Source organism: Psychrobacter sp. JCM 18900 (assembly GCF_904846625.1).
GTDB lineage: Bacteria > Pseudomonadota > Gammaproteobacteria > Pseudomonadales > Moraxellaceae > Psychrobacter.
The window spans coordinates 135,173-159,172 of sequence record NZ_CAJHBL010000005.1 but is presented as its reverse complement, the minus strand read 5'-3'; the positions used below and the strand labels follow the sequence as shown (position 1 = coordinate 159,172).

Annotated in this window: 19 protein-coding genes and 1 tRNA gene; 10 read left to right on the top strand and 10 right to left on the bottom strand. The window is 40.4% G+C overall.

Annotated features, from left to right (window positions below):
• Nucleotides 1-47 precede the first annotated feature (47 nt).
• The 4 genes from JMX96_RS10745 to JMX96_RS10730 all read left to right on the top strand — a co-directional run bounded on the left by JMX96_RS10745 (nucleotide 48) and on the right by JMX96_RS10730 (nucleotide 5,503).
• Nucleotides 48-2,441, top strand: a complete 2,394-nt coding sequence (locus JMX96_RS10745; protein ID WP_201568999.1) for a type I restriction-modification system subunit M — start codon at nucleotides 48-50, stop codon at nucleotides 2,439-2,441.
• The gene (locus JMX96_RS10740) at nucleotides 2,441-3,808 is read left to right on the top strand and encodes a restriction endonuclease subunit S (RefSeq protein WP_201568998.1); all 1,368 of its coding nucleotides are present in this window, start codon (nucleotides 2,441-2,443) and stop codon (nucleotides 3,806-3,808) included. Before JMX96_RS10745 ends, JMX96_RS10740 begins: the two co-directional genes overlap by 1 nt.
• Nucleotides 3,809-3,819: 11 nt before the next feature.
• Nucleotides 3,820-5,169 carry an FRG domain-containing protein gene (locus JMX96_RS10735; protein WP_201568997.1) on the top strand — a complete coding sequence of 450 codons (1,350 nt, stop codon included), beginning with the start codon at nucleotides 3,820-3,822 and terminating at the stop codon, nucleotides 5,167-5,169.
• Between the two features lie 82 nt (nucleotides 5,170-5,251).
• Nucleotides 5,252-5,503, top strand: a complete 252-nt coding sequence (locus tag JMX96_RS10730) for a hypothetical protein (RefSeq protein WP_201568996.1) — start codon at nucleotides 5,252-5,254, stop codon at nucleotides 5,501-5,503.
• Between the two features lie 48 nt (nucleotides 5,504-5,551).
• On the opposite strand, the gene JMX96_RS10725 is transcribed toward JMX96_RS10730, so the two are convergent.
• Together JMX96_RS10725 and JMX96_RS10720 are read right to left on the bottom strand one after the other, a co-directional pair.
• On the bottom strand, nucleotides 5,552-6,283 hold the full coding sequence (locus JMX96_RS10725) for a hypothetical protein (protein ID WP_201568995.1): 732 nt from the start codon (nucleotides 6,281-6,283) through the stop codon (nucleotides 5,552-5,554).
• Nucleotides 6,284-6,456: 173 nt separating this feature from the next.
• A complete protein-coding gene (locus JMX96_RS10720) occupies nucleotides 6,457-7,182 on the bottom strand; it encodes a hypothetical protein (RefSeq protein WP_201568994.1) in 726 nt (241 codons plus the stop codon).
• A 346-nt stretch (nucleotides 7,183-7,528) separates the two neighbouring features.
• Between JMX96_RS10720 and JMX96_RS10715 the strand changes: the two genes are divergently transcribed.
• The 6 genes from JMX96_RS10715 to JMX96_RS10690 all read left to right on the top strand — a co-directional run bounded on the left by JMX96_RS10715 (nucleotide 7,529) and on the right by JMX96_RS10690 (nucleotide 15,656).
• The gene (locus tag JMX96_RS10715) at nucleotides 7,529-8,296 is read left to right on the top strand and encodes a hypothetical protein (protein ID WP_201568993.1); all 768 of its coding nucleotides are present in this window, start codon (nucleotides 7,529-7,531) and stop codon (nucleotides 8,294-8,296) included.
• A 66-nt stretch (nucleotides 8,297-8,362) separates the two neighbouring features.
• The gene (locus tag JMX96_RS10710; RefSeq protein ID WP_201568992.1) at nucleotides 8,363-8,503 is read left to right on the top strand and encodes a hypothetical protein; all 141 of its coding nucleotides are present in this window, start codon (nucleotides 8,363-8,365) and stop codon (nucleotides 8,501-8,503) included.
• A 236-nt stretch (nucleotides 8,504-8,739) separates the two neighbouring features.
• Nucleotides 8,740-9,666 carry a hypothetical protein gene (locus JMX96_RS10705; protein WP_201568991.1) on the top strand — a complete coding sequence of 309 codons (927 nt, stop codon included), beginning with the start codon at nucleotides 8,740-8,742 and terminating at the stop codon, nucleotides 9,664-9,666.
• Nucleotides 9,667-9,775: 109 nt separating this feature from the next.
• The gene (locus JMX96_RS10700) at nucleotides 9,776-10,942 is read left to right on the top strand and encodes a tetratricopeptide repeat protein (RefSeq protein WP_201568990.1); all 1,167 of its coding nucleotides are present in this window, start codon (nucleotides 9,776-9,778) and stop codon (nucleotides 10,940-10,942) included.
• Between the two features lie 162 nt (nucleotides 10,943-11,104).
• Nucleotides 11,105-14,377, top strand: a complete 3,273-nt coding sequence (locus JMX96_RS10695) for a type I restriction endonuclease subunit R (RefSeq protein WP_201568989.1) — start codon at nucleotides 11,105-11,107, stop codon at nucleotides 14,375-14,377.
• A 28-nt stretch (nucleotides 14,378-14,405) separates the two neighbouring features.
• Nucleotides 14,406-15,656 carry a hypothetical protein gene (locus JMX96_RS10690; protein ID WP_201568988.1) on the top strand — a complete coding sequence of 417 codons (1,251 nt, stop codon included), beginning with the start codon at nucleotides 14,406-14,408 and terminating at the stop codon, nucleotides 15,654-15,656.
• A gap of 593 nt (nucleotides 15,657-16,249) precedes the next feature.
• Here JMX96_RS10690 and JMX96_RS10685 read toward each other — a convergent pair.
• The 8 genes from JMX96_RS10685 to JMX96_RS10650 form a co-directional block, all read right to left on the bottom strand.
• Nucleotides 16,250-18,991, bottom strand: a complete 2,742-nt coding sequence (locus JMX96_RS10685) for a DUF927 domain-containing protein (protein ID WP_201568987.1) — start codon at nucleotides 18,989-18,991, stop codon at nucleotides 16,250-16,252.
• A gap of 106 nt (nucleotides 18,992-19,097) precedes the next feature.
• Nucleotides 19,098-19,472 (bottom strand): hypothetical protein, encoded by a 375-nt coding sequence (locus JMX96_RS10680; protein WP_201568986.1) that lies wholly within the window; start codon nucleotides 19,470-19,472, stop codon nucleotides 19,098-19,100.
• Complete coding sequence (locus JMX96_RS10675) at nucleotides 19,465-19,743, bottom strand: hypothetical protein (RefSeq protein WP_201568985.1); 279 nt, start codon at nucleotides 19,741-19,743, stop codon at nucleotides 19,465-19,467. Before JMX96_RS10675 ends, JMX96_RS10680 begins: the two co-directional genes overlap by 8 nt.
• Complete coding sequence (locus JMX96_RS10670; protein ID WP_201568984.1) at nucleotides 19,740-20,024, bottom strand: helix-turn-helix transcriptional regulator; 285 nt, start codon at nucleotides 20,022-20,024, stop codon at nucleotides 19,740-19,742. Before JMX96_RS10670 ends, JMX96_RS10675 begins: the two co-directional genes overlap by 4 nt.
• Before the next feature lie 136 nt (nucleotides 20,025-20,160).
• The gene (locus tag JMX96_RS10665) at nucleotides 20,161-21,174 is read right to left on the bottom strand and encodes a hypothetical protein (RefSeq protein WP_201568983.1); all 1,014 of its coding nucleotides are present in this window, start codon (nucleotides 21,172-21,174) and stop codon (nucleotides 20,161-20,163) included.
• Between the two features lie 168 nt (nucleotides 21,175-21,342).
• A complete protein-coding gene (locus JMX96_RS10660; RefSeq protein ID WP_201568982.1) occupies nucleotides 21,343-22,809 on the bottom strand; it encodes a tyrosine-type recombinase/integrase in 1,467 nt (488 codons plus the stop codon).
• A gap of 213 nt (nucleotides 22,810-23,022) precedes the next feature.
• A tRNA-Arg gene (locus tag JMX96_RS10655) sits at nucleotides 23,023-23,098 on the bottom strand.
• A 73-nt stretch (nucleotides 23,099-23,171) separates the two neighbouring features.
• Nucleotides 23,172-23,978, bottom strand: coding sequence for a hypothetical protein (locus JMX96_RS10650; protein ID WP_201568981.1), 807 nt, complete (start codon nucleotides 23,976-23,978; stop codon nucleotides 23,172-23,174).
• Nucleotides 23,979-24,000: the final 22 nt, after the last annotated feature.

The following is a 24,000-nucleotide window of genomic DNA, read 5'->3' as shown; positions in this document are numbered from 1 at the left end:
TTCAATTCAAAAATTCTATTCCTGCTCAACAACCAAAAGATACTCCCATGACCAAAAACTTCTCTCAAACAGCGGCTTTCATCTGGTCTGTCGCTGATCTATTGCGTGGTGACTTTAAGCAATCTCAATACGGCCGCATCATCCTGCCATTCACACTACTGCGCCGCCTAGAGTGCGTATTAGCAGACACCAAAGCTGCTGTGGTTGCCGAGAGTGAGCGTATCGCTGAGAAAGGTTTGCCAGAGGAAGCGCAAGAGAAGTTCATCATTCGTGCCAGCAAGCGACCGTTTTACAATACCTCGCCGATGGATCTCAGCAAGATGGGTCAAAGCGACATCAAGGATAACCTCAATACTTACGTGCAATCCTTCTCTAAAGACGCACGTGAGATATTTGAGCACTTTAAGTTTGAAGAGTTTGTCGGGCAACTGGCCGATGCGAACTTGCTATATAAAGTGGTGCGGATGTTTGCCACTACTGATCTAAGTCCTGAGAAGATATCTAACCATGAAATGGGCTTTGTCTTTGAAGAGTTAATCCGCCGCTTTGCTGAAAGCTCAAACGAAACCGCAGGGGAGCATTTTACCCCGCGCGATATCGTGCGCCTGACCACGTCACTGGTATTTATGGAAGATGATGACGCACTGACCAAAGACGGTATCATTCGCACCATTTATGACCCGACAGCAGGTACGGGCGGCTTCCTATCATCTGGTATGGAATACGTACTAGAGCTGAACCCTGATGCGGTGATGCGAACCTATGGGCAAGAGCTCAACCCTGAGTCTTATGCCATCTGTAAAGCTGATATGCTGATCAAAGGGCAAGAGGTGAATAACATTAAGCTGGGCAATACTTTGTCTAGTGATCAGCTGGTCGCTGAGAAGTTTGACTACATGCTGTCTAATCCGCCGTTTGGGGTAGATTGGAAAAAGATATCAGGTGAGATCAAAGACGAGCACGAGCAAAAAGGCTTTGACGGTCGTTTTGGGGCTGGCTTGCCGCGCGTGTCTGATGGCTCGCTATTGTTCCTGATGCATCTGATTAGCAAGATGCGTCCGATCACTGATAATACCAAAGATACGGATAGCAGCAGCAACCAAGGCAGCCGTATCGGTATTATCTTAAATGGGTCACCGCTATTCACGGGCGGCGCAGGGAGTGGCGAGAGTGAGATTCGCCGTTATATCCTTGAGGCCGATCTACTAGAGGCTATCATCGCCCTACCTACCGATATGTTCTACAACACGGGTATCGCTACCTATGTATGGGTATTAAGCAATAAGAAAGCGCCTGAGCGTAAAGGTCGCGTGCAATTGATTGATGGCAGTAACCTATACGGCAAGATGCGTAAATCACTTGGCTCAAAGCGTAATGAGATGAGCGATGATGATATCAAGACCATTATCCGTAGCTTTGGTGACTTTGAGGTAGTCGATGCGCGCGTGCTAGATAAGCCAGAAGAGGTGAAGTCTAACCGTGGCCGTCAGTCTGTCAATCCTAAGACTGAGCCTGCCAAGACCTTTGCCAGTAAGATATTTGCCACTCATGAGTTTGGCTATCGCCGTATCACTATTGAGCGTCCACTGCGATTGTCAGCGCAGCTTAGCGATAAGGCTATTGAATCATTACGTTATGCTGAGCGCACCTATGATTTGGTCATGCGAGCCCTATACGAAAAGTTTTTCGAAGAATGGAATTGGGCTGATGTGAGCCATGATACTAGTCTAGAGTCACACTACGGTTATTTTGGTACACAAGATAGTGATATACATATCGAAGCCCGTGCGATGATAAAGGCGGACTTTAGTGAGTTGAAAGAGAAGCAAATCAAAGAAGTATTAAGCCAAAAGTTATGGCTGGATCAGTTAGAAACTATGGAAGCCGCTCATGTTCTGCGACATGCCATTGGTACTAAGCAGTTTAATGATTTTAACCAGTTTGAGTTAAGGTTTAATCAAGCAATTAAGGATACTGGATTGAATTTATCGGCTAAGGACAAAAAACAGATCTTAAACGCTGTGACATGGAAAAACCCTGAGGCCGCGCCTGTCATCAAAAAAATCATCAAGACCGAAGGCCCGCTATACGGCGCGTTTCGCTATCAGCCACACGCGGATAAGCCCGCTAAAATCGTCGAGTTCCAGCCTGATAGCGACCTGCGTGATTATGAAAACGTGCCACTCAATCCAGACATGAGCACCACCGCACTGATTGAGGGCTACTTTGCCCGTGAAGTGCAGCCGCATGTGCCTGATGCGTGGATTAATCCCGATAAGACAGATGCCATCGATGAAGAGATAGGCATTGTGGGCTTTGAGATACCGTTTAACCGTCATTTCTATGTGTATGAGCCACCACGTCCGCTAGCTGAGATTGATGCGGACTTAGATGCGGTTAGTAGCGAGATTATGCAGTTATTGGGTGAGGTGCATTCGTAATGGCTGAATTGGTAATGAAGTATCAGCAATATGGAGAGTATAAGGATTCTGGGGTTGAATGGTTGGGGGAGATTCCTACTCATTGGGAAGTTGTACCTATAAAACATCTAGCAATTCTTAATCCAAAAAAATCTACGCTATCTCAAGATTTAATGTCGGATGAATGTAGTTTTGTGCCAATGGAAAAGCTTAAGTTCAATAGTCTTGTTTTAGATGAAAAAAAAGTCATCAAAGACGTTTATGACGGTTATACCTATTTTGAAAATGAAGATATTCTAGTTGCAAAAGTGACTCCGTGCTTTGAAAATAATAATACTACTATAGCTAAAGACCTTATCAATGGGGTTGGTTTTGGATCGTCTGAAATATTCGTTTTACGAGTTAATGACAAGGTTAATAACCGTTACCTATTCTATCGTTTATTAGAAACCATATTTATTAGTGTAGCTACAGCTGCTATGACAGGTGCAGGAGGATTGCGGCGTGTTCCTGCTGAAACCATTAATACGTATCCGATAGCTGTTCCTGATATTAATGAACAAACCCAAATCGCTAACTTCCTCGATCACGAAACCGCCCAAATCGATACCCTAATTGAGAAGCAGCAAATCCTAATTCAACTGTTAAAAGAAAAGCGCCAAGCGGTGATCAGTCATGCAGTGACTAAAGGCTTAAACCCTGACGCACCAATGAAAGATTCGGGCGTTGAGTGGTTGGGGGAAGTGCCTGAACATTGGAATGTTAAGAGTTATAGACACGCGTCTAAAATTTATCGTGGCAAATTTGGTCATAGACCGCGTAACGACCCCGCTTTTTATGACGGTGAATACCCTTTTATTCAGACTGGCGATGTGGCACGTGCGGGAAAAATTATAGCGTCATACTCGCAAACCTTAAATGAAAAAGGTAAAAGCGTAAGCCAGTTATTTCCAGCGGGTACTTTAATGATGGCGATTGCTGCAAATATTGGTGATACAGCAATTTTAGGTTTTGAAGCATACGCACCAGACAGTGTTATTGGTTTTAAACCTTATACAGGTATCGATGTTGAATTCTTAAGATATAGTTTTTTAGCAGCTTTACCTGCATTTGAGCAAACATCGACTCAAAGCTCTCAAGCAAATTTGAATATAGATAGAGTTGGTACTGTTAAGGGCGCTTTTCCTTCGCACAATGAGCAAGAGAAAATCGTGATTTATTTAGATAGTATGTTAGAGCATTACAGAGCAATTGAGGTGAAAGCAAATGAGCAAATACAACTTATGCGAGAGCGCCGCACCGCTTTAATATCTGCGGCTGTCACGGGCAAGATTGATGTGAGGGGCTGGCAAGGGACAAATGAGTTAGTAAAGAAACCATCAATTTAAATCAAAAGGATATGACATTGTATAACTTAATAGTTATTGGATATGAAGATGAATCATGGTTTGAAAATGGAGTTGTAGAAATTGCAACTACTCGTTTTCTAGAATACACAAAAGAATCTGTTATAGAAAAATTCAAAGATAATATTGAGGTTATATATGGGTATCCATGTCTTATCATGAAAGAAGGTAAAAACCCTGATATATACTTATGTCGAATTTCTACTGTCGCTTTAAATGGGAGGTATTACGAAATAAAATTTAAGATCTTTAATAACAATTGTTTTAAATATTCAGATATTGAGTCTCTCGTAGATAAATTGGATATAAGACAGCAGGAAATTACCAGAACACACTGGGCATTAAAAGAAGGTAGCTTAAACGACTTATTAAAATATTCTGAGTCAAATCTACCAGGTAATAGCAGAAAAATTCTTAAAGATTATCTAGATAGTTTTGTACAGAGAATTCATATTAAAGAACATTTATTTTCATCTTTTGGAGTTTTAAGTGCTAGATTAACTATTCATAATAATACAGAGAATATTGAGAGCGTAACTGATTTTATTCAAAAAATATTTAGTAAAGAGCATAATAAAGATTTCATAAACTTCTATAGAGGTCATTCAAACTCTAAGTATAAATTAGAGCCATCAATACTTAGAAAGAAAGAAAACGGTAGTTTTCTCTATTTGGAGGATGAAAATACCACCTATAATGAGTTGCTAACACAGAACTACGATGAATTTAGAGGTGATGGCAGTACTTTTGATAGACTTGTACGTATGCAACATTTTTCTTTACCCACAAGATTATTAGATATTTCAACGAATCCATTAATAGCGTTGTACTTTGCTTGTAAAGGTGTGGAGGAAACAACAGGTGATGTAATTTCCATCAAGGTTCCTAAGGATAAAATTAAATATTTTGATTCTGATACTGCAACTTGTATAGCTAACCTTTGTAAGCTAAAAAATAAAGATAAAGAAATACTTAGTGCGGGTACTACTGAGCCTAATTTTAATCAAACAATGGATAAGCTATATGACTTTATTAAAAGCGATAAGCCATATTTTAAAGAGAGAATAAAAGAAAGTAGTATAAAAGAAATAATTTGCATAAAGGGAAAAATAACAAATCTTAGAATTAATGCACAGTCTGGAGCTTTTTTGATGTTTGGCCTAGATGCAGAATTAATAGATGGAGAGGAATTTGGTTTTAATATTATCCATTATTTAATACAAGATAAGTATAAAGAAGAAATAATTAGAGAGCTGGACTTGTTGAATATAAATGAAAGTACTTTATTTCCATACTTAGAAAATTCAGCTAAATATATTTCTAATAAATTTAGAAAGATTTAATATAATTTTTATAACTGATACTACTTACAAATCTGTCTTTCAAGCGAACATTGTCAGTCAAATACAATTGCAAGGCTGGTAATTGAGTCATGCCAGCGGCTATCAGGCAGAAACGGCGCTATATGAGCAAGACACGCTGTATTTTGTGAAGACTACCCAGCCAAAGGAATGGGAGAAGTTCTGCCGCACCTTTCCTATAGATTCAGAGCGTCACTTCATCACCGCATTGGTTAAACAGCTAGCGAAGGCCAATGAGCATTCTGCCGATAGAGCATCGTGTACCTATGGCACTTTGGGCGTACTGCGTAGTGGGCTAAAGGTTCTCTACGCTTAGTATCTCGATCAGAAATCAGTGTTTTTATGGTATCAGATTAACTGTGGTTTACTGCTCAAAGTTTATTTCGTCTAGCGATTTAAATTTAAACCCTAATCTTTTAAGAAAGTCTTTACCCTTCCAGTTATCATTGATACTAATCAAGTTAGGTGTTTTTTCAGATTGAAGTAGAATCTTGATAACTGCTTTTAAGGCTTCTCGCTCTTTAATCTGATCGTAGGCAACAGCTAAATATACAAACCCTATAAAAACCCAAAAAATAATATCTTGAGCTCCTACTTTTATATTTGAAAGATACCCAGAAAATTCTAGCAATACTATTATAATTAAGCTCAGTATTAAAAGCATACCAGTCAAGAAATATACGAATCCCAAGATATTAGCTAACTTCCGCTTAAAAATTAACCAAGGCCTATAATTTACAATAATATTGTTATCTTTGAAGTCTAAGTGATGTTTAGCTCGCTTTATATCTTCACAATCAATATTAATCTCAGGTTGACGCTCTATTTGTAAGGCAATATCTCTATATTTTTTACTAAGATTCAAGCCGTATATCTTTTTGAAGACAGCTCCATCTCTTGCGTCTATAAGACTGGCTTTCATCTCATCACTTAATCCATCTTCGTAGCTTTTCGTATTGATTATTTGTTTAAACTTAGACATCTCAAAATCAATATAGATATCTTTAAGAAATTTAAGAAAAGGTACGAAAGCAACAATGATTATAACTATAATTGCTAGAGGCTTCATTTCATCGGGTATGTACGTCAAATCCATAAAGCAGTCTCATCAAATAAAGTATGAATAGGAATATACACTATATAACTTATGCAAGAACGCTATACCGTTTCAATATTGGGTATCGTTACATGCAGGAACGCCGCACTGCTTTAATCTCTGCTGCCGTTACGGGTAAGATTGATGTGCAGGGCTGGGTTGCGTCTGAGTAGTTAGTTGTTCTCTTTATACTTATTGCGCTTATCCTCCTTTTCTAAACGTTTGAAAAGCTTGTAGTTGTTTAAAATTTCTGAATATATCTTGTGCGTACAGCTGATTTCATCATTAGTTCGGTATTCTATTTCGTTATACTGCTCTTTTTCATACAGATTCCAAACCGCTGTGCCACTCTCAAATTTTTTGCCTGATATGTACTTTAACAAGAGATCTTTTTTTGTTTTTGGATATGCAAACATAGAACTATGATTGAAGGTAGGTATAGCTAAGTTTGAAACATCTATAACGCGAAATTCTGTTTGGAAATAAAAAGCTTCTGCATTTGATAATAGCTCGTACCTTTTTAATAGATCAAATATCACAGGAATGTCAGAAGATATGATACCTATACCGCATAAGGTTGCAGAGACTCTACCATCATTACCTGCTTTAGCGTCTTGGCTGACTTGTTTTAATAGATTGAAAATATCGATCAATAGCGCTTTTTCGGAGTCATAATTCCATAGCCAAAATGATTGAATTTGGTCTGAATCAATATCTAAAGAGTTTTCAAAGTCTTTTGTGGGATTAGCGACAAAAAAAGAACCCCCTAGTAACTTGCAATCTGAATCCCAAGGGTTGTAGCTCAACCCTTTAGTTCTTCTGCTAGACTCTGGAACATAAAATTCTAGATCTAAAAATATGATTCTACAGTCGTGATAATTAATACTAAAGTTACGCATTAAAAGTTCCATGTTTTGGAGAAAGAAAAACGAATGAATCAATAAAAGGTGATCTAAGCATCCGAATGGTCTGCGTCATATCGATTAGCATTCAAAATACTATAGCTAATGATAGAGTCTGCTTCAACACATATGCCAATAAATCAAAAACCTTCTTGCCTTTAAAACAGCAACAGATTTAAATGGATTTAATATGACTAACGCACATAACGTCACATACAAGTCTGTCTTTCAAGCTGATATCGTCAGCCAAATGCAGACGCAGGGCTAGCAAGCATAAGAATAATAATAGTACAATAGTTGGGTTTTTTACTCAAGATGAGCCTAGCTAAAAGGATATTTACACATGAAAGGATTGACCACAGCTCTTATAGTTGCCTCAATGGCAATGACCACTATCGCCCAAGCACAAATTTACAAATGGGAAGATGGTTATTGCAGGATGCAAGGCGACTTCGACAGTAAAAAATACACAGCAAAGCAAATTGAAAATTCACACTATGTTATGAATCAGCTAAGCACTTTAAATTTAGAGATTCTTAGTACCCCTCAGAGTGTCACTGAAATGAAGCAGCTGTCTTACGGAGATGTAGATGCCTTGGATAAAGAGTATGCCCAAGTCAAAAACGACGTTGAAAAGCTTAAGGTTGTGCCTCAAGCGCAGACATACAAGCAAGACCTGCTTAAGAGCATTGAGGGTGAATACACCACAAATAAGTTAGTGCTTTTGGCTTACGTTGATCCAGCAGAAGCGATCAAAAAAAGCCCGCCAATATGTAAAACCTATATCGAGCCGTTATTGCAAAGTGAAAGCGCGATACAAAACAGGTGGCGTAAGGCCGTTGAAGAGAACATTAAGGAACAAGCAAAGGATTATGCAGATGATCCAGACTTAATCAAATCTCAAAGAAAGCTCGCAATGGATCGTTATCAAGAGGAGAAAGCAACTAACGCCTCTTTCTATGCTCACAAAGATCTGATTTCATATCACTTTAATAACTGTCTTGTTAATACAGCCTATCGTGTTGATTCAGACGTTGTATTTGCGGACTCACAAAAACTGAATAAAGCGTTATTTGGTAAGAGTTTTAAAGAGATTTGCGACGAGGACTAAGGTTAGTATTGCCATCTGCTGAGCATTGTATACGATGTTATACCGTAACTTAGAAATGGACTTGGTATGACCAACGCTCACAATGTCACCTACGAATCTGTCTTCCAAACTGATATTGTCACTCAGATACAAGCGCAAGGCTGGCAACTGTGGGTCATGGCAGTGACTATACGGCTGAGACGGCATTGTATGAGCAAGACGTGCTAGGTTTTTTACAGACAACTTAGCTGCAAGAGTAGGGTTGGCTCTTCCGTACAGACCCTGAACGCCGCACTGCTTTAATCTCTGCTGCCGTTACAGGTAAGATTGATGTGAGGGGCTGGCAAACGGCTAAGTAGTAGTGTTTTATAAAGCTAAGCAAATCGAAGGCTTAAGATAAGGCAGGTCAAGGGGTGAGCACAATGAGTTTAGGAAGTAGAAAGTCAAGGAGGTCAAAAAAGCCCATGCTAATAGATCAAGAAATAGATAAAGATGTGATGACAAAATTCAGAAAGTATATTTATCTTTTTGATTGTGGTCGTTATGGTTCTAAGTTAGAGCGATTGGATGATGGCCCGCATATCCAATTGTCACAACTAGAATTTACTGTTTTAGCTAAACTAAGAGATATACAGTGTGGCCTCCTCAACAATGAAAATAATGAAGAATGGGCTTATGCAAGGCTACTTTCTAAGATTCTAGATAATGATGAATTTTTGGTAGAAAGTATCAATCGTAATTATATTATGGAGTTTGATTACTTTTTCATTCAGGCCTTTTTTCATCATATTCAAGATGCTCTTTTAAGCTATGTTGAGAGTAATAATGATGACCGCATAGCAACAGAGCAATTGAGATATACAGCTCGAATGTCTATTAGCTTAGCTGAAATATTTTCAGACATAAGAACAAGTTATGAGGATATTGAGTTAACTAAGCATACGCAGTACGACCAAATTGAAGAACTGACTGAGGGAGCTAATGACTTTATTTATAGCTTAGGAGAGCTATCTAACTTAACCTCTAAAAGTGAATATGTTGAAGCATTACTGACCAAACTTAAAGACAAGTATCTTAGCCTTGATGCCGCAGAGGAAGGGTTTAATAGTCTCTTCGAATATTTGGGTTATTTAATCTATGTCGGTAATGATCACTTTTTATATGAAATGTCCATAGATGAGTTACAGAACAAAATAGTAAGTGAATTATCTAATTTGACGCTGCCTGACATAGTTTTCTTGCTAGAAGATGATATTCATAGTTTTGTTGACGACGGCGACTTAGGATTTCAAGGTTGGAGTCATCTAGAAAAATTCGTTTTTTCTAGCGATGAATTTGATCGTTTGGTTAGGTCAATAAAAAATGAGTTTTTACATATGGCTCCTGAGTAAGTTTAGATAGTCAGTGGTGGGCATATTTTATGCAGCATAAGGAAGTACGATGACACTATCCCTAATCAAACAGACTCCTGCTTGTAAGACAATAGCGCTAGGACTAGCGTTGAGCCTATCTTTATCTGCTATAGCTAAGGATATTAGTAGCATCCAATACTTAGCCATGCAAGGTGATAGGTTTAGTCAATATGAGCTTGCCTCTGCCTATTATGTTGGTAAGGGAGTTGAGCAAAACTATAGCCAAGCATTAGAGTGGTACAAAAAAGCGGCTAATCAAGGAGAGGTTGCTTCCCAAGTTAGTCTTGGCACAATCTACTATCAAGGGACGGGCATTACTCAAGATTATGTTCAAGCTTCTAGATGGTATAAGAAGGCTGCTGATCAAGGCGAGCCTTCAGCTCAAAATATACTTGGGTTTATGCATGAAATGGGAACTGGAGTTGCGCAAGATTACAGTCAGGCTGCAAAGCTGTACCTAAAAGCTGCCAATCAAGGGAATGCATTGGCGCAAAAAAATCTTGCCGACTTATATGCTCAAGGCAAAGGAGTTGAACAAGATCATATTAAAGCCAATCTGTGGTATCAAAAAGCAGCCATGCAAGGTGATGCAACGGCTCAGTACAATCTCGGTGTCAACTATGAGAAAGGCATAGGCATTGCACAAGACTACATCAAAGCAGTTGAATGGTATCAAAGAGCAGCTATTCAGGGTGACGTCTTAGCACAAAATAATCTTGGACTAATGTATCTAAAGGGTCAAGGCACTTCTCAAGACTATAGAAAGGCAGTGGAGTGGTTTCAAAAGTCAGTAGATCAAGAAGGCGCATTAGCTCAAAACAATCTTGGACTAATGTATGAATTGGGTTTAGGAGTGCCACAGAGTTACACTGATGCAATAAGACTGTATAAAAAATCTGTGGCTCAGGATAACTCAGGAGGCCAGTTTAGTCTTGCATCAGCATACTACACAGCTCATGGGGTCGATCAAGATTTGACTAAAGCTTTCGATCTATTTCATAAATCTGCAAGCCAAGGAAACGTTTTAGCTCAAAATAATTTAGGTTCTATGTACGAGAATGGGTTAGGGGTAAATCAAGATTCTAATAAGGCAAAGGAATGGTATCAAAAAGCTGCTGATCAGGGTAATGCTACTGCTCAAAGTAATTTTAAGTTAGTATCTAGCAAGAGCCAAAATATGCGTCGTAACGAAACTTGTAGTAATGGCAAAGCACAGGGATGTATGATTAGTCAAAGCATTAGTTCAGTTAACTAACTTATCTTCAAAATAACATTCATGTTAGTTACTATTACTGATGATAATAATAGCACTTATATTTAGTAACCAATGGTGTCTAATGCTTGTTTGGTCTCTGAAGGATAGGACGATTTTAAACTCATCAATTGTATAAAAATAATAAATTTTAATGGATTAACTATGAGCCAAAGCGCTACCTATGAGTCTGTTTTCCAAGCCGATATCGTCAGCCAAATGCAAGAAAATGGCTGGCAGTTGGGTCATGCCAGCGGCTATCAGGCAGAAACGGCGCTGTATGAGCAAGACGTGCTGGACTTTGTGCAGACAACCCAGCCGCAGGAGTGGGAGAAGTTTTGCCGTACCTTTCCTATCGATTCTGAGCGCCATTTCATCACCGCATTGGTTAAGCAGCTCAACAAGGCCGATGAGCACGCTACCGATAAAGCCTCACGCACCTATGGGACGCTTGGCGTATTACGTCATGGCCTAAAGATTCGTAACGCGCGTTTCTCACTATGCCAGTTCAAGCCTGAGCATAACCTAAACCCTGAGATCATGGCACGCTATGAGACCAAAATCTGCCGTGTGGTTCCCGAGGTGGTATATAGCCCTCATACCAGCGTCAAAGAAAGTACTGATGGTAAAGTCGCTAAGCGTAACCGTATCGATGTGGTGCTGTTCGTCAATGGCTTGCCCGTCACAACGATGGAGCTAAAGTCTGAGTTTAAGCAAGCGGTACAAAATGCTATTACTCAGTATAAGAGGACACGCCTGCCTAAAGACCCTGATACTAAGAAGCCTGAGCCGCTACTGACGTTTAAGCGCGGCGCACTGGTTCACTTTGCGGTCAGTCAATATGAAGTCTATATGACCACTAGGCTGGCAGGTGACAGTACTTATTTCTTGCCATTTAACAAAGGCACCAGTGACGGCGGCGCGGGTAATGATACCCCTGACGATCTCAGCCAATATGCTACTGACTATCTATGGAATGAAGTACTCACGCCAGAGAACTTACTCGCCATCCTCGGCCACTTTATGCACTTGCAGATCGATGAGGAAGAGGACGCTATTGGGCGCAAGTCTAAGAAAGAAACCATGATGTTCCCGCGCTATCATCAGTGGGATGTGGTGACCAAGTTGGTTAATGCTGCTATTACTGAAGGCGCTGGTCAAAAGTACCTCATTCAGCATAGTGCAGGATCGGGTAAGTCTAACTCTATCGCATGGACTGCCCATCAGCTATCCACCTTATATAACAGTGACGGCGATAAGCAGTTTCATTCAGTCATTGTTATCACCGACCGTACCGTACTTGATGACCAATTGCAGGACACCATCTATCAGTTTGAACATGCCGATGGCGTAGTCGGTAAGATCAATAGAAAAGAGAGCGATGGCTCAAAGTCTGAACAGCTTGCGGCTGCATTGGTAAACTCACAGCCGATCATTATCGTGACAATTCAAACCTTTCCGTTTGTGCTCAAAGCGATTGAAGACTCAAGTGTGCTTAAGTCGCGCCGCTATGCCATCATCGCCGATGAAGCACATTCATCACAGACAGGCTCTACCGCACGCCAGCTCAAAGAAGTATTGGTCTCAGGCGATATAGAGCATAATACTACTGAGAATGACGCGCCGCTATCTAGCGAAGATATACTGGACGCTACGTTAGCCTCACGCCGTAGCAGTCCCAACCTCAGCTACTATGCCTTTACTGCCACGCCTAAACCGAAAACCATCGAGTTATTCGGACGCTTGCCCAATCCTGACTTGCCAGCTGCTAGCGATAACCTGCCAGCCGCTTATCATGTTTATTCCATGCGTCAAGCCATTGAAGAGGGTTTTATTTTAGATGTGCTCAAGAACTACACCAACTATAAAGTGGTCTATCAGCTTAAGCAAAAGCTGGCCGCCGCTGATGATGAGGTCGATGCCCGCCGCGCCAAGATTAAGCTTAATAACTGGGTGCGACTCCATGAGCACAATATCGCGCAGAAGGTTAAGATCATCATTGAGCACTTTAATGACAATATTAAAGGCTTATTAGGCGGCCAAGCCAAAGCCATGGTAGTGACAGGCTCACGTAAAGAGGCGGTACGCTATAAGATCGCCTTTGATAACTATATTGCTGATTACGGTTATAGAAACATCAATGCCATGGTCGCGTTCTCAGGTGAAGTCACCTTTAATGACAATGATCCTGATAGCGGCGCATTACTTGGCGAGAAGTTCACCGAGCACAATATGAATATCGGGTTAAAAGGCCGCGATCTGCGTAAAGCTTTTGACAGTGATGACTATCAAGTGATGCTGGTGGCTAATAAGTTCCAGACAGGCTTTGACCAGCCCAAACTGTGCGCCATGTACGTGGATAAGAAGCTAACAGGCGTGGACTGCGTACAGACGCTTTCACGGCTGAACCGTACCTATAAGGGCAAAGCAGAGAGCGGTACGTTTGTGCTCGACTTTTTCAATGATCCTAACGATATTCTCGAAGCCTTCCAACCATACTATGAGACTGCAACCTTAGCAGATGTGTCTGACCCTGATCAGGTGTTTGATCTTTACGAGAAGCTACGTGCCAGCGGTATTTTCTTATGGCATGAGGTAGAGCAATTCGTTGAGGCCTTCTACAGCAAGAACAAGTCTAACGCGGCCATTAGCAATATCTGCAAGCCAGCGGTTGAGCGTTGGCAAAAACGCTATAAGCTAGCACGTGAACAAGCACAGCATGCCAAGGTGATGTTAGAGCGTACCAAGGCCACGGGCGATGTGGTACTGATGACCAATGCTGAGAATGACTACAAAGGTTTTAAGACCGATCAAGACGCGCTGGAAATCTTTAAAAAGGACTTAGGCACCTTTACCCGCCAGTATGAGTTTATGTCGCAAATCGTGGACTATGATGATAAAGAGCTAGAGAAACTGAGCCTATACGCGCGTAACCTACAGCCACTACTACGTGAAAGCGTAGACAATGAAGATGATGTTGATCTAAGTAATATTGTTATGAGTCATTACCGTGTCTCAAAGCTGCATCAACAAGACTTAAAACTGCAAGAGGGCAAGTCTGAATATCAATTAGATGGTGGCAGTGGAGCGGGCACGGCCACGCCTAAGGACAAACAAGAAGCGCTGCTATCACAGATTATTGAGAGATTGAATGAAGTCTTTGCTGGTGAGGATTTTACTGATAAAGACAAAGTGAACTTTATGAATACCATTTGGGATAAAGTCACTGAAAACGAGATCGTGGTCAAGCAGTTCACTAATAACAGTGTTGATCAGATTATGCTAGGTGGTTATCCCAATGCTGCCGAGGACGCTATGTTTGATGCCAAAGGTACGTTTGAAAACATGACCATGCATCTACTGTCTAACCCGAATCAGTTTAAGAAGTTTATCAGGTTGATGCTTGATACGAAGTTGGGTAATGAGGTTTCAGGATAGGTTATACAGAGAATAAAGGGTAAATGGCATGACAGATAAGAATATTAACCTTTGTGATACTGAAGATGAGAAGTTGCGTTATAACTTCAGTATGTTTCCGTCCTTGCTTCTTTTGAGGAAAGGCTTACCTGAAGGCAAAGCTTTAATGAGAAAGTTGACCAAAAAACTGTCTAAGATACCTAGAAAGAAGAAAGTACAGATCGCAGATATATTTGATAATATAGCTACAACGCAGGAAGAAGGAAGTATTAAACCAGAAGATATAAACTTAGAAGAAGGAGAGCTATCCAAACATCCTTATGAGTCATTAGTACGTACGCTGCTTGGTACTGAAAAATCAACCCACTTACTTGAGCATGCCAAGATTGTAGATGACTGTTTGAGTCAGAAATTTAATAGTAAGCTTATTGTAAATTTTAAGACTTACTTACTTAAGACTTTTAACTATGAAGATGAGGCGCTTAATATAAACATGCCAGTAAGGGATTTCTATTCGTTTATAGTGCTTAGTTTTATCGCTAACCTTGATGCTCTGGTTCATGCAGCTTTTTATTCAAAAGATATTATGCCGATTAGTCTGGGCTGGTTGTTCATGCATAAACGAGATCCAGATAAATGGGCATATGACACAGCAATTAAAAAATACAAGCTAACCGACAAAAATGGTAATCCGTTCACTTGTACATCACGCTCATTCATACATTTTATATTAACCGACCTTTATTTCTATAGTGGCGAGAAAACTAAACAAGTCCGTAAAAATCCAAAGCCTAAGGAAATGCCAAAAGGTCATTATGGTCTTAGAAATGAGATTAATTGGAGAACGGATGATGAAGATGGTCAGCTGTATAGTTTTTTAGATAGAAAAAGCGAACGTGATAGTAAGAGAAACTGGATTAGTCTTGAAGAGTTTTATTGGTTGTTGGGTATGGAAGAGTCTCTAGAAGATGAGCCTGACAAAGCATTAGTTAATTTCCAGAAATCGTTTGTCAGATATGTAAAAAATGAAGATATAAATGAACTTGGTGGACTTCCTCCTACTGCCGAAGGTATGACTTGGTTCATATATGCTTTCTTTCAAAGTATTTATGAACACACGGATAAGCTCAACAAGCAGACCAAAGAGCAACATTGTTTTATCTGTGATGAGTATTATGGATTGTGGGAATCAATGACGGCTAAGTACGAGAAGATGATCAGTGAGCATGTAAACAATCCACGGGTCGAATGGCCAGATTATTTAAAGAAGCAAGCCACACGTATTGAACATGTGGCTTGAGTATAGCTAGTAATTATCAGCTAACTACCTATTTTCCTGATGGATTATTATCGCGACCACCACCTGATGGGTTGCCTGTTGTGCTCGGCCAGCCTGCACCTTGACCGCCATTATTCATATAAACTTTCATAGTTGTTACTCCATTAAAGGTTTAGTTTATTTCATATAGCCAGTTGCTTACTGTCTATAACCAATATCATAACGGTTAACAAAAATTGAATCTCCCCCAAAAGTGCTTTTTTTAGTCAAAAATGTACAGGTCATTTAATTATTAGTTGTAGCTTAAGATAAATTGGTTTGAGAGGCGTTTTCTCGCTCTAATCGTACCAAGGTGGTTCCATTTTTCCAGCTTTTTTTTGGTTCCAAAATTATTTCTGGTTCCGAGCTGAATCACTTTCCATGACTGGGCTAAGAGTGGTTTTTTATGTTGGAACCAAAGAGAAAACAGGCGTGTTTTGGTTCCAAATTTCCACAATTTGGCTGTTTTGGTTCCAATATTTTTCTTTGCTGTCATCAGAGTACAAACAGTAAGAAAGGCATGCGTATTAACGTATGCCTTTCAGTATTTCAGTCGTCGAGATAGTTGTCAGCTATCAATAATTGGCTATCCTACCAAATGGTGGTATCTCGTTATCTGGCTCAGAAATAACATTAGCTGCTGTAACTGCCTTTTCAGTGTGGGACACTTGGGACAACGGGACAGCGACTCTGATTACTGGATTCGTGGCTGTCCCAGTACTTTTTAGGGCTTGGGACGAATGGGACAAATTAGCAGGTTTATATTTACTTTGTCCCACCTGTCCCAATAAGACTTTGATACTTGGGACGGTCTTTAGCTCTTTCGTTGTATGGTCTGTCCCGTTTGTCTCCACTGTCCCAGTAGTTCTATTGATGTCATAACTTAAGATATTACCTGTAACTGCATAGAAGGGGTCACGCTCTAGAAAAAGTGTTTTTGGTGATTTATATGCTTTACGATCTCCTTGATTACGCATTAAAAGATTGGCATCATCCAAAACTTGCAAGACTTTTTTAGCATTGAAAGGTGGGCAGACTTCCTTTTCAAAGGTGTTCATTAAGAAATAATAGTCACCTGTATTAGTATTGCGATAGCCTACACGGTTAGAAGTTTTAGGCTCAAAGTCTGGGCATCGGTGACTATGGCGCGGCTCAAAACGACTTGATCCATGCTGTTCAATAAACGTCTGAATATGTTTGATGATCTGGCGCTGCTCATGCTCACCATCACGCCCATAGTTATCAAGCCAATTATCAAGGCATGTCATAACGGCTGTGGTTGCTTGTCCTGCTTGCCAGCCTGTGATGTCTGCCTGAGTTGCCATCTCACCAGCGGCAGCCACAATAGCGAATCGTTTAGCCACTCTGTGTGCTTGTGGAGCAAGTTCTGTGTATTGGCTCATAAAGTCATCTACCAACTGCTTGGCGGTGGCTGTGGTCGCAGCCTTGTCAATAGTAATATGTTCTAGCCATGCTATGCCAGCCACACCATGATAAGCGTGTGATAGCTCGTTGATCTTATCGGCTTGCGCTGCACCTGTGGGTGCCAATACCAAACTATCAAAAGTCTTTAAGCCTTTACCAGCGTCAGCGTCTATATGTGCTACCCGAACCTCAATACCTGCATTGGTTTTCTGTCCTGCTTGCGCCATGATGTTTTGCAGCGACTCTTCACCATTGGATAAAAAAATAATGCGCCATTCTTTGGCTATGCGGTTGTGTCCTGTAGTCGTACTTCTACCTTTGCCGTGACCATTACCTAGCATATAAACGGCTTTGCCTACTATTTTGGGAGCGCATTCGCTGATCTCATCGAGGGGCAAGAAGCTGTCGTTATGCTCGCTTGCTGTGCCCTCTAGGGCATTGTCAGTGCTGCGCCATGTCTTAACGTACCTGTCAGGATTACCCCACACACTAGCAGCCAACTTAAGCGATAAAGATTTACCCATGCTTGATGAGCCTAAAAGGTGGAAACCACCCCCGTCAGATTCTAATAGCGCGAGTAATTGACCAGCAAATGCGCAAGCAATGGAGAAAACAAAACGGCTTTGTTCTGCTAGTGGCCTGCATAACTCATCACGCCATTGGGCTAGCTCTCCTTGCTGGGCTAGGGTGCTGTTAATGCTATTTGCAGACTGATAGACAATCAGTTCTTTACTATCACTACCGATAGCGCCATTAGGTAATATGTATTGCTCCTCATGCCAGCCCAACTTATCCACGCATAATGCTCGTTTGTGAATAGGGTAGTCCTGAATATAAGTGTCTAAGTAGTTGCGCTGCTTGCCACTAGTAGTAATGCTTAATCCTTGACTGGCAAGCTCACGGCGATACTCACGGGCATCACCTTGCAGTAAAGCTAACGGCATTGACCATGTATGTAACACGCTGTCATCATCATGCCATTGCAGTAACCGCCCCCATGTAGCGCTGCTTGTGTCCCGTGTCTTAGCAATAATCTCTATGGGAGAACAAACAAACATTTTTTGCTTATATAAAATATTGCTAGGATCGCTGTCATCGTACTTTACGAAAAACAGCCCATCATGGTATAGCTCAAAACGCCCATCATCACAGACCATAGGCGTATTCAGTTGAGGTGCTTTGTCGTCGCGCCATTCAGGATAGTAAGTGGTATCTTTTAAATTGATTAGCTGGGTGTCATCAGCTGCCAGTATTGCCTCATAGCTATTATTAGCATGTAGCATCGTGACCATATCAGCCACAGTAACCAATGCCCTAGCATTCACACCTGAGAGTAAATTTATCATCCCTTTGTTATCTATGGTCATCGGTATGATGACCTGTGATCCGCTGCTCCAATGCTGCACCATTTTTTTAAAGCATTGCTTTGTCTTTTGAGGGCTGATAATAATAGTCTTGTCACTAGCCATCAGGCACGAATAAGTATCAATACCGTTATCTAAATTATCAAATGCTAGCACTTCATTAGCTTTGTTCGTATCACCAATGACGATAGCGCCATACCCTGTAGGATCAACAACAATGGGCTTTGCTTTGCTGTTTGGTGTGTAGAATACCGCGCCTACGGGTTGCTTTTGTCTGTCGGTGACTTCTATAGCTATCGTGCCAGCGGTCGCTTCGGTTTTGCCAATATCATCACCATGATATATAGTGGTGTCGTCTGTAGAAAATAGCAGTCGTTCAGGTTCTATCATGCTGCATAGCTTGGTTAAGAATGGACAGTTTGCTAGTTGTTTCTCTGTAGCTGGCTTGCAACCTTGTAAGAGAGTATCAGCGCCCATGTTGTCAGCATGGGCTTTTTTATTGTCTATCGTTTGTGGTGTAGGGGTCATCTTTTACCCCTTGCTGGCGACTGGTTCGGCTTGCGTGTAGCTTGATATTTTCTGTAGAAGCTCTTACGCTTGGCATGCTTATGGCTTTGCTTTGGTGGGTAGCTTCTCACTGTGCTACCTCCTTGTCGTAATGAGCCAATGCTAAGATTTGATTGGTTTTCTTTAATCTGGCATTTAATAGATTTATCCATGTATTGACAGAGTCATTTGTTAAACGTGACATGGTTACAACGGTATGTGGTGGTATCTTGGCGTAGTGAACAAGTGCTAGCAGATGCCCAATATCATTCAATATAGTGACCACGCCTTCGATATCACAGGCAATATCTGATAGATCGTGTGCTGATATCACAACGACCTCTGTGTCGTTGTCGGTAGTTGTATCGATTATTTCACGCTGGCTATTTTGACCGATAGACAAGGTATCATCAGGTAAGTTGCTGAGAGCTTCTAGCTTATTTTTATAGTCATTGCTACTCATGGTTTGACTTCTCCACTGCAGGTCGTGAGATAAGCTGTACTATGATCTCTGCGCTCAAATCGCTGGCGTGTTCGCTGATAATGAATAAGGCAGATCTTATAGCTACTATTAAAGCCTTTGATTCTGGATCATCCACTTTAATGAGATTCAGTGTATCGGCTATCCTGTCACAATCGTTGGAATAGTCTTGAATGTGGTCGTTTGCTACTGACAGCATTTGACCATGGCGTGTGAGGAGGTGGGATTCTAATACTTTAAGAGATTGACTCATACTGTCACCTCGTCATTACTAATCGCGGCGTGAGAATCTATCCAGCCGTTAATATCAGATAAAAGCCATAGGCTAGCACGGCCAATTTTAATGGGTGCTGGAAATTGATTTTGACTGATTAGGTGGTAGATATGTTTAGCAGAGAAACCGACGATACCGCGTGTCGCGTTTTTAGCAGACACAGTTCGTTGTTGCCCTGATTGTGTCGTATAGATCTTGGCGATGCGTTCCGATTGGTTAGCAAGGTCTGCCATTCTTAAATATTGATCAGTGAGTTTCATAATATTTACCTCATAGCGGTTAGAGTAATTGCCGGTAATGGCTGGTTGCTATGAGATGAATGATAGGCATGTTAAAGATCAAAAAAAATATAGCAACCTAGGTTTATATAGATAAACCTAGGTTGCTATACATTAATTAAGTAAGTTTTGGTCTACCACCTTGGCGTGCTTTCTTTGGTGCATTATCTGCTATCCATTCTTTTAAGCTTATCGCGTGATTCGGTAGCTGATCTTTTAAATCGGACGTATTCATTATTGCATATACCTTGAAGGCCATATCTGCAATTCTAGTTTTTTCATTTTGCGGTTCGTCTTCCCACAATGCTTGTGCTAAGAGCCAAGCAGCCCTTTTTGCTTCTAACTTTCTTACTCCCACTCCTTTTCGAGGTAAAGATTTTTGAAGCTTTGCAATTGGTATAGCTGTATCTCTACCAGTATTTGGTGCTACATCGTTAACGAGCTTCTCTTCTAATTCCGATAAATCTCTATGTAAAATTATTAGGTCATCAGGAGTTATATCGAAATACAAATCACCTCTGTCAGCATCAAAGTCTTCAAACTGGTTTATAGTTCGAGGTCTTATTCGATTTAACTCGTCTAAAACATCTTCTTTGGAATTTTTGTCCATATAGTCTGCTCTTGGATATAGAGCGAGCACTTTATTGACGTAGTAACCAAAGTGTTTTTCAATATATGTCTGAAGATAATCTAAAGTTCTACTATTTTTATATAAATCTAAAATATTCAAAGCGCCAATAAATAAAAAGGATTCTTCTGTATCGATATCAGTTCTGACATTGCTGTTTAATGGCATCAAGTCAATAACGCTAGGATCTAGTTGCAGGAACATATATCCACTCTCACAAAGTGCAGATAGATATTCCTCTGTTTGATGTGTGACTTTATTGGTCAAAGTTTCTCTTACAACTACATCTTCTATTTCTTCATCTTTGACCTCAGGAATATTTGTCTCAAAGTCGCCTATGATATTAAAACCTCTTGCATAGATATAGACAGGTATCTGATAGCTTATGATCTTTTTTAAGAGTTTTCTTGCAGTTATATTCGTAACTTTATGCTTTAGACTTAAATAACTACATGCATCATCTAAGGAATAATAATCGGCTCGTTCTATATTTAGAGATAACACGATCCCACCTTTAAGCACACCCTTTAGGTGAAGTAGATGTAAGGCATGCCAGCCTAAGGCGTGTGAAAACGGCTGATATTTGGATAATTAATCCTAGCCCTACATTTGTAATGACAGCGTATAACGCTATCAATTTTTATATGTCAGGGTGATGCTGACGATGTGATGTTAGGTCATTTGGCTGGCGAGCTGAGCCAATAAGTCAGGTAATATCCCTTGCGCTTGTAAGCCCTTTATTAACGTTTCTTTATCCTGTAATTCTATATCTGTGGCTTGTACCCTGCGACTGCTTATCTCGCTCGATACCTCACTAGGTGTTAAAAGGTCAAAGCTAACCGCTTTTCCAGCTCGCAAGTCGTCTAAGTGGTCTGCCCAACGGTTCATCATAATTTGACGTTCTGCTAAGTGGGCTGAGAGGTCATACCGTTTTTTAACACTGGATTGTTCAAGGTGGGCTAACTGGACTTCAATAATGTTTTCTGGAAACTGCAGCTCATACAATCCTGTGCTCGCAAGCTGTCTAAATCCGTGCCCCGTCATTTTAGGGTAGGGATCACCTGTATAGCCCATGCGCTTTAGTGCTTGATTAAACCATACTTCGCTATATGGATTACTGCGCTCAAAGTTGTAGAAAACATAGCCTGTCCGCTCAGTTAAGGGACGCATACGCTCGATAATAGCCATAGCTTGTGGTGATAGGGGGATAATGTGATCCTGACGCATCTTCATCTTGTGCGCTGGCACTCGCCAAACACTTTTATGATAATCAATCTCTGACCATTCAAAAAACCTCAACTCTTTTGTTCTAACAAAGCACAGCGTCATTAATTGCATGCCAGCGACGGTCTGTTCATGAGCATTTGGATTATCTACACTGTATTGATCAATATTACGTAGTAGCTCAGGGAATTGGTGTTGCTCCACTGCTTTCATGCGCTCAGCCTTATGAGGTCTTAGCGCTCTACTGCGTCCATGAGCAATATTGATAAGATCATAACCTAGCGTGTTGATAGCATACTCAAAAACCGAACTGATAAACGCCACGCACTTGTGTGTTGTGTCAGTCGTCCACTTACCTTGCTTTTCAAAATACGTTTGAATTGCTAATCCAGTTTTAATAACATCCTGAGCAGTAATAGCATTTATAGGATAGTCACCTATATGTGGTGAGACATGCTTGTCTAAATAGGTATGCAGCTTTTGAATATTCTTGGGCGTGGTTTCTGACTTTTCATTGATATAACTGTTAGCAATAATTTTAAATAAATCTTTCTGCTCAAAGTTATTTTTATGATGGTTTTTTTGGTCGGTAGGATCAATACCGTCGTCAAGTGATGATTTAGCTTTATCACGTGCCAATCGTGCTTGTTTTAACGATACTTCTGGTTTGAAGGAGGAATCTATATCTAGCTTGGCTGGTTTGTATATACCTATCTGATAGGTTTTTTGCTTAGGTTTGAGGTCTTTATTAGATTGATAGCGATAAGCCATTTGCCAAAATAGGGAACCGTTTGGATGTTGTATTAGATATAAATTATTCCCGTCACCGTGACGTGTAATTTTACTAGGTGGTGATTGTTTGGCAATAGATTTTACGCCAGCATCCGTCAACTGGTAGTCTTTTCTCTTTGTCATGACTTGGCCTTAAAGGCGTTGAGAGGTTTTAACAACAAAACCTAAGAGAATTTAACAACAAATAATGCTCTTGTTGAATATTTAACAACATATTTAACAACAGTGTAGTGGTGCTGCTAGGTAATGACAAGTGATGCAGGAAGACGTAATGTAAGTCAATTCGGGGGCTGTAGCGGATTGGGGTAATGCGGGGTTATGTCTAAATACAATAATTGGTGCGCCCACCAAGACTCGAACTCGGATCGATCGCTTAGGAGGCAACTGCTCTATCCTGTTGAGCTATAGGCGCATTATGGAGTGACATTGTAGAAAAAAGCAGTCATAAAAGCAATCAACAAAAGATAAATAAAGACAATTTATCCTTACTCACCATTGCTAAGCGCATCAGTGACATCTACAGCATGATCACCTGATGCAGTTTTTGCCTGTGAGGTTGGTTTAAATAAGTCATTTACACTGTTCTTATAACCACTGATATTCTCATAATCATATTTTTTTAGTATATCTTGACCTGTGCTCGATAGTAAAAAATTACGGAAGCTAATAGCAGTTGTATCGTCTGTCAGAATGACACCCTCAAGCGCTTGTTCATCTTTTAGAGCATAGTTAAAGGGATTTAGAGTGTGTATCTCTTTATCTTTATTATGCGTACTATTATCACTATTTTTATCAGAAGCGTCATTTATACTAGCACTATCAATGCTTTTTTGACTTTGACCATTTCTATCTTGTGCCTGTTGCAATTCTGACTGTAAGAGTGATACCCGTTCTGTAGACAGGCTATCGTCATTGGTAATAATTATATCTGTATCAAAGACAAAGTCAGAGAGTTTGTCTTTGATAGAACCACTACTTGGTACTGTAAGAAGGTCGTTAGAGGGTACATAACTCGCTAACACTTGCACGTGCGGATAACGAGATTCAAAGCTTACAATGATATCGTCCAAAGGTATCTGTAACTTCTCTTCTGCTCGAATGTATAAAACACTGTCAGCAATCTCTCTTGATTCATCACCTTTCGTACTAGGGTCTGCTTCACTTTCACTTGCCATGATTGGCAATGGGTCTGTGTTTTTTCGATTACTGGTCCACAACCAAATGAAGACCGCGATAAAGATTGTGAGCAGCAGTAAGATTAGCCCAGCCAGCAGTAGTTTGTAGTCTTTCATATATTACTGCTCTTTTATTATT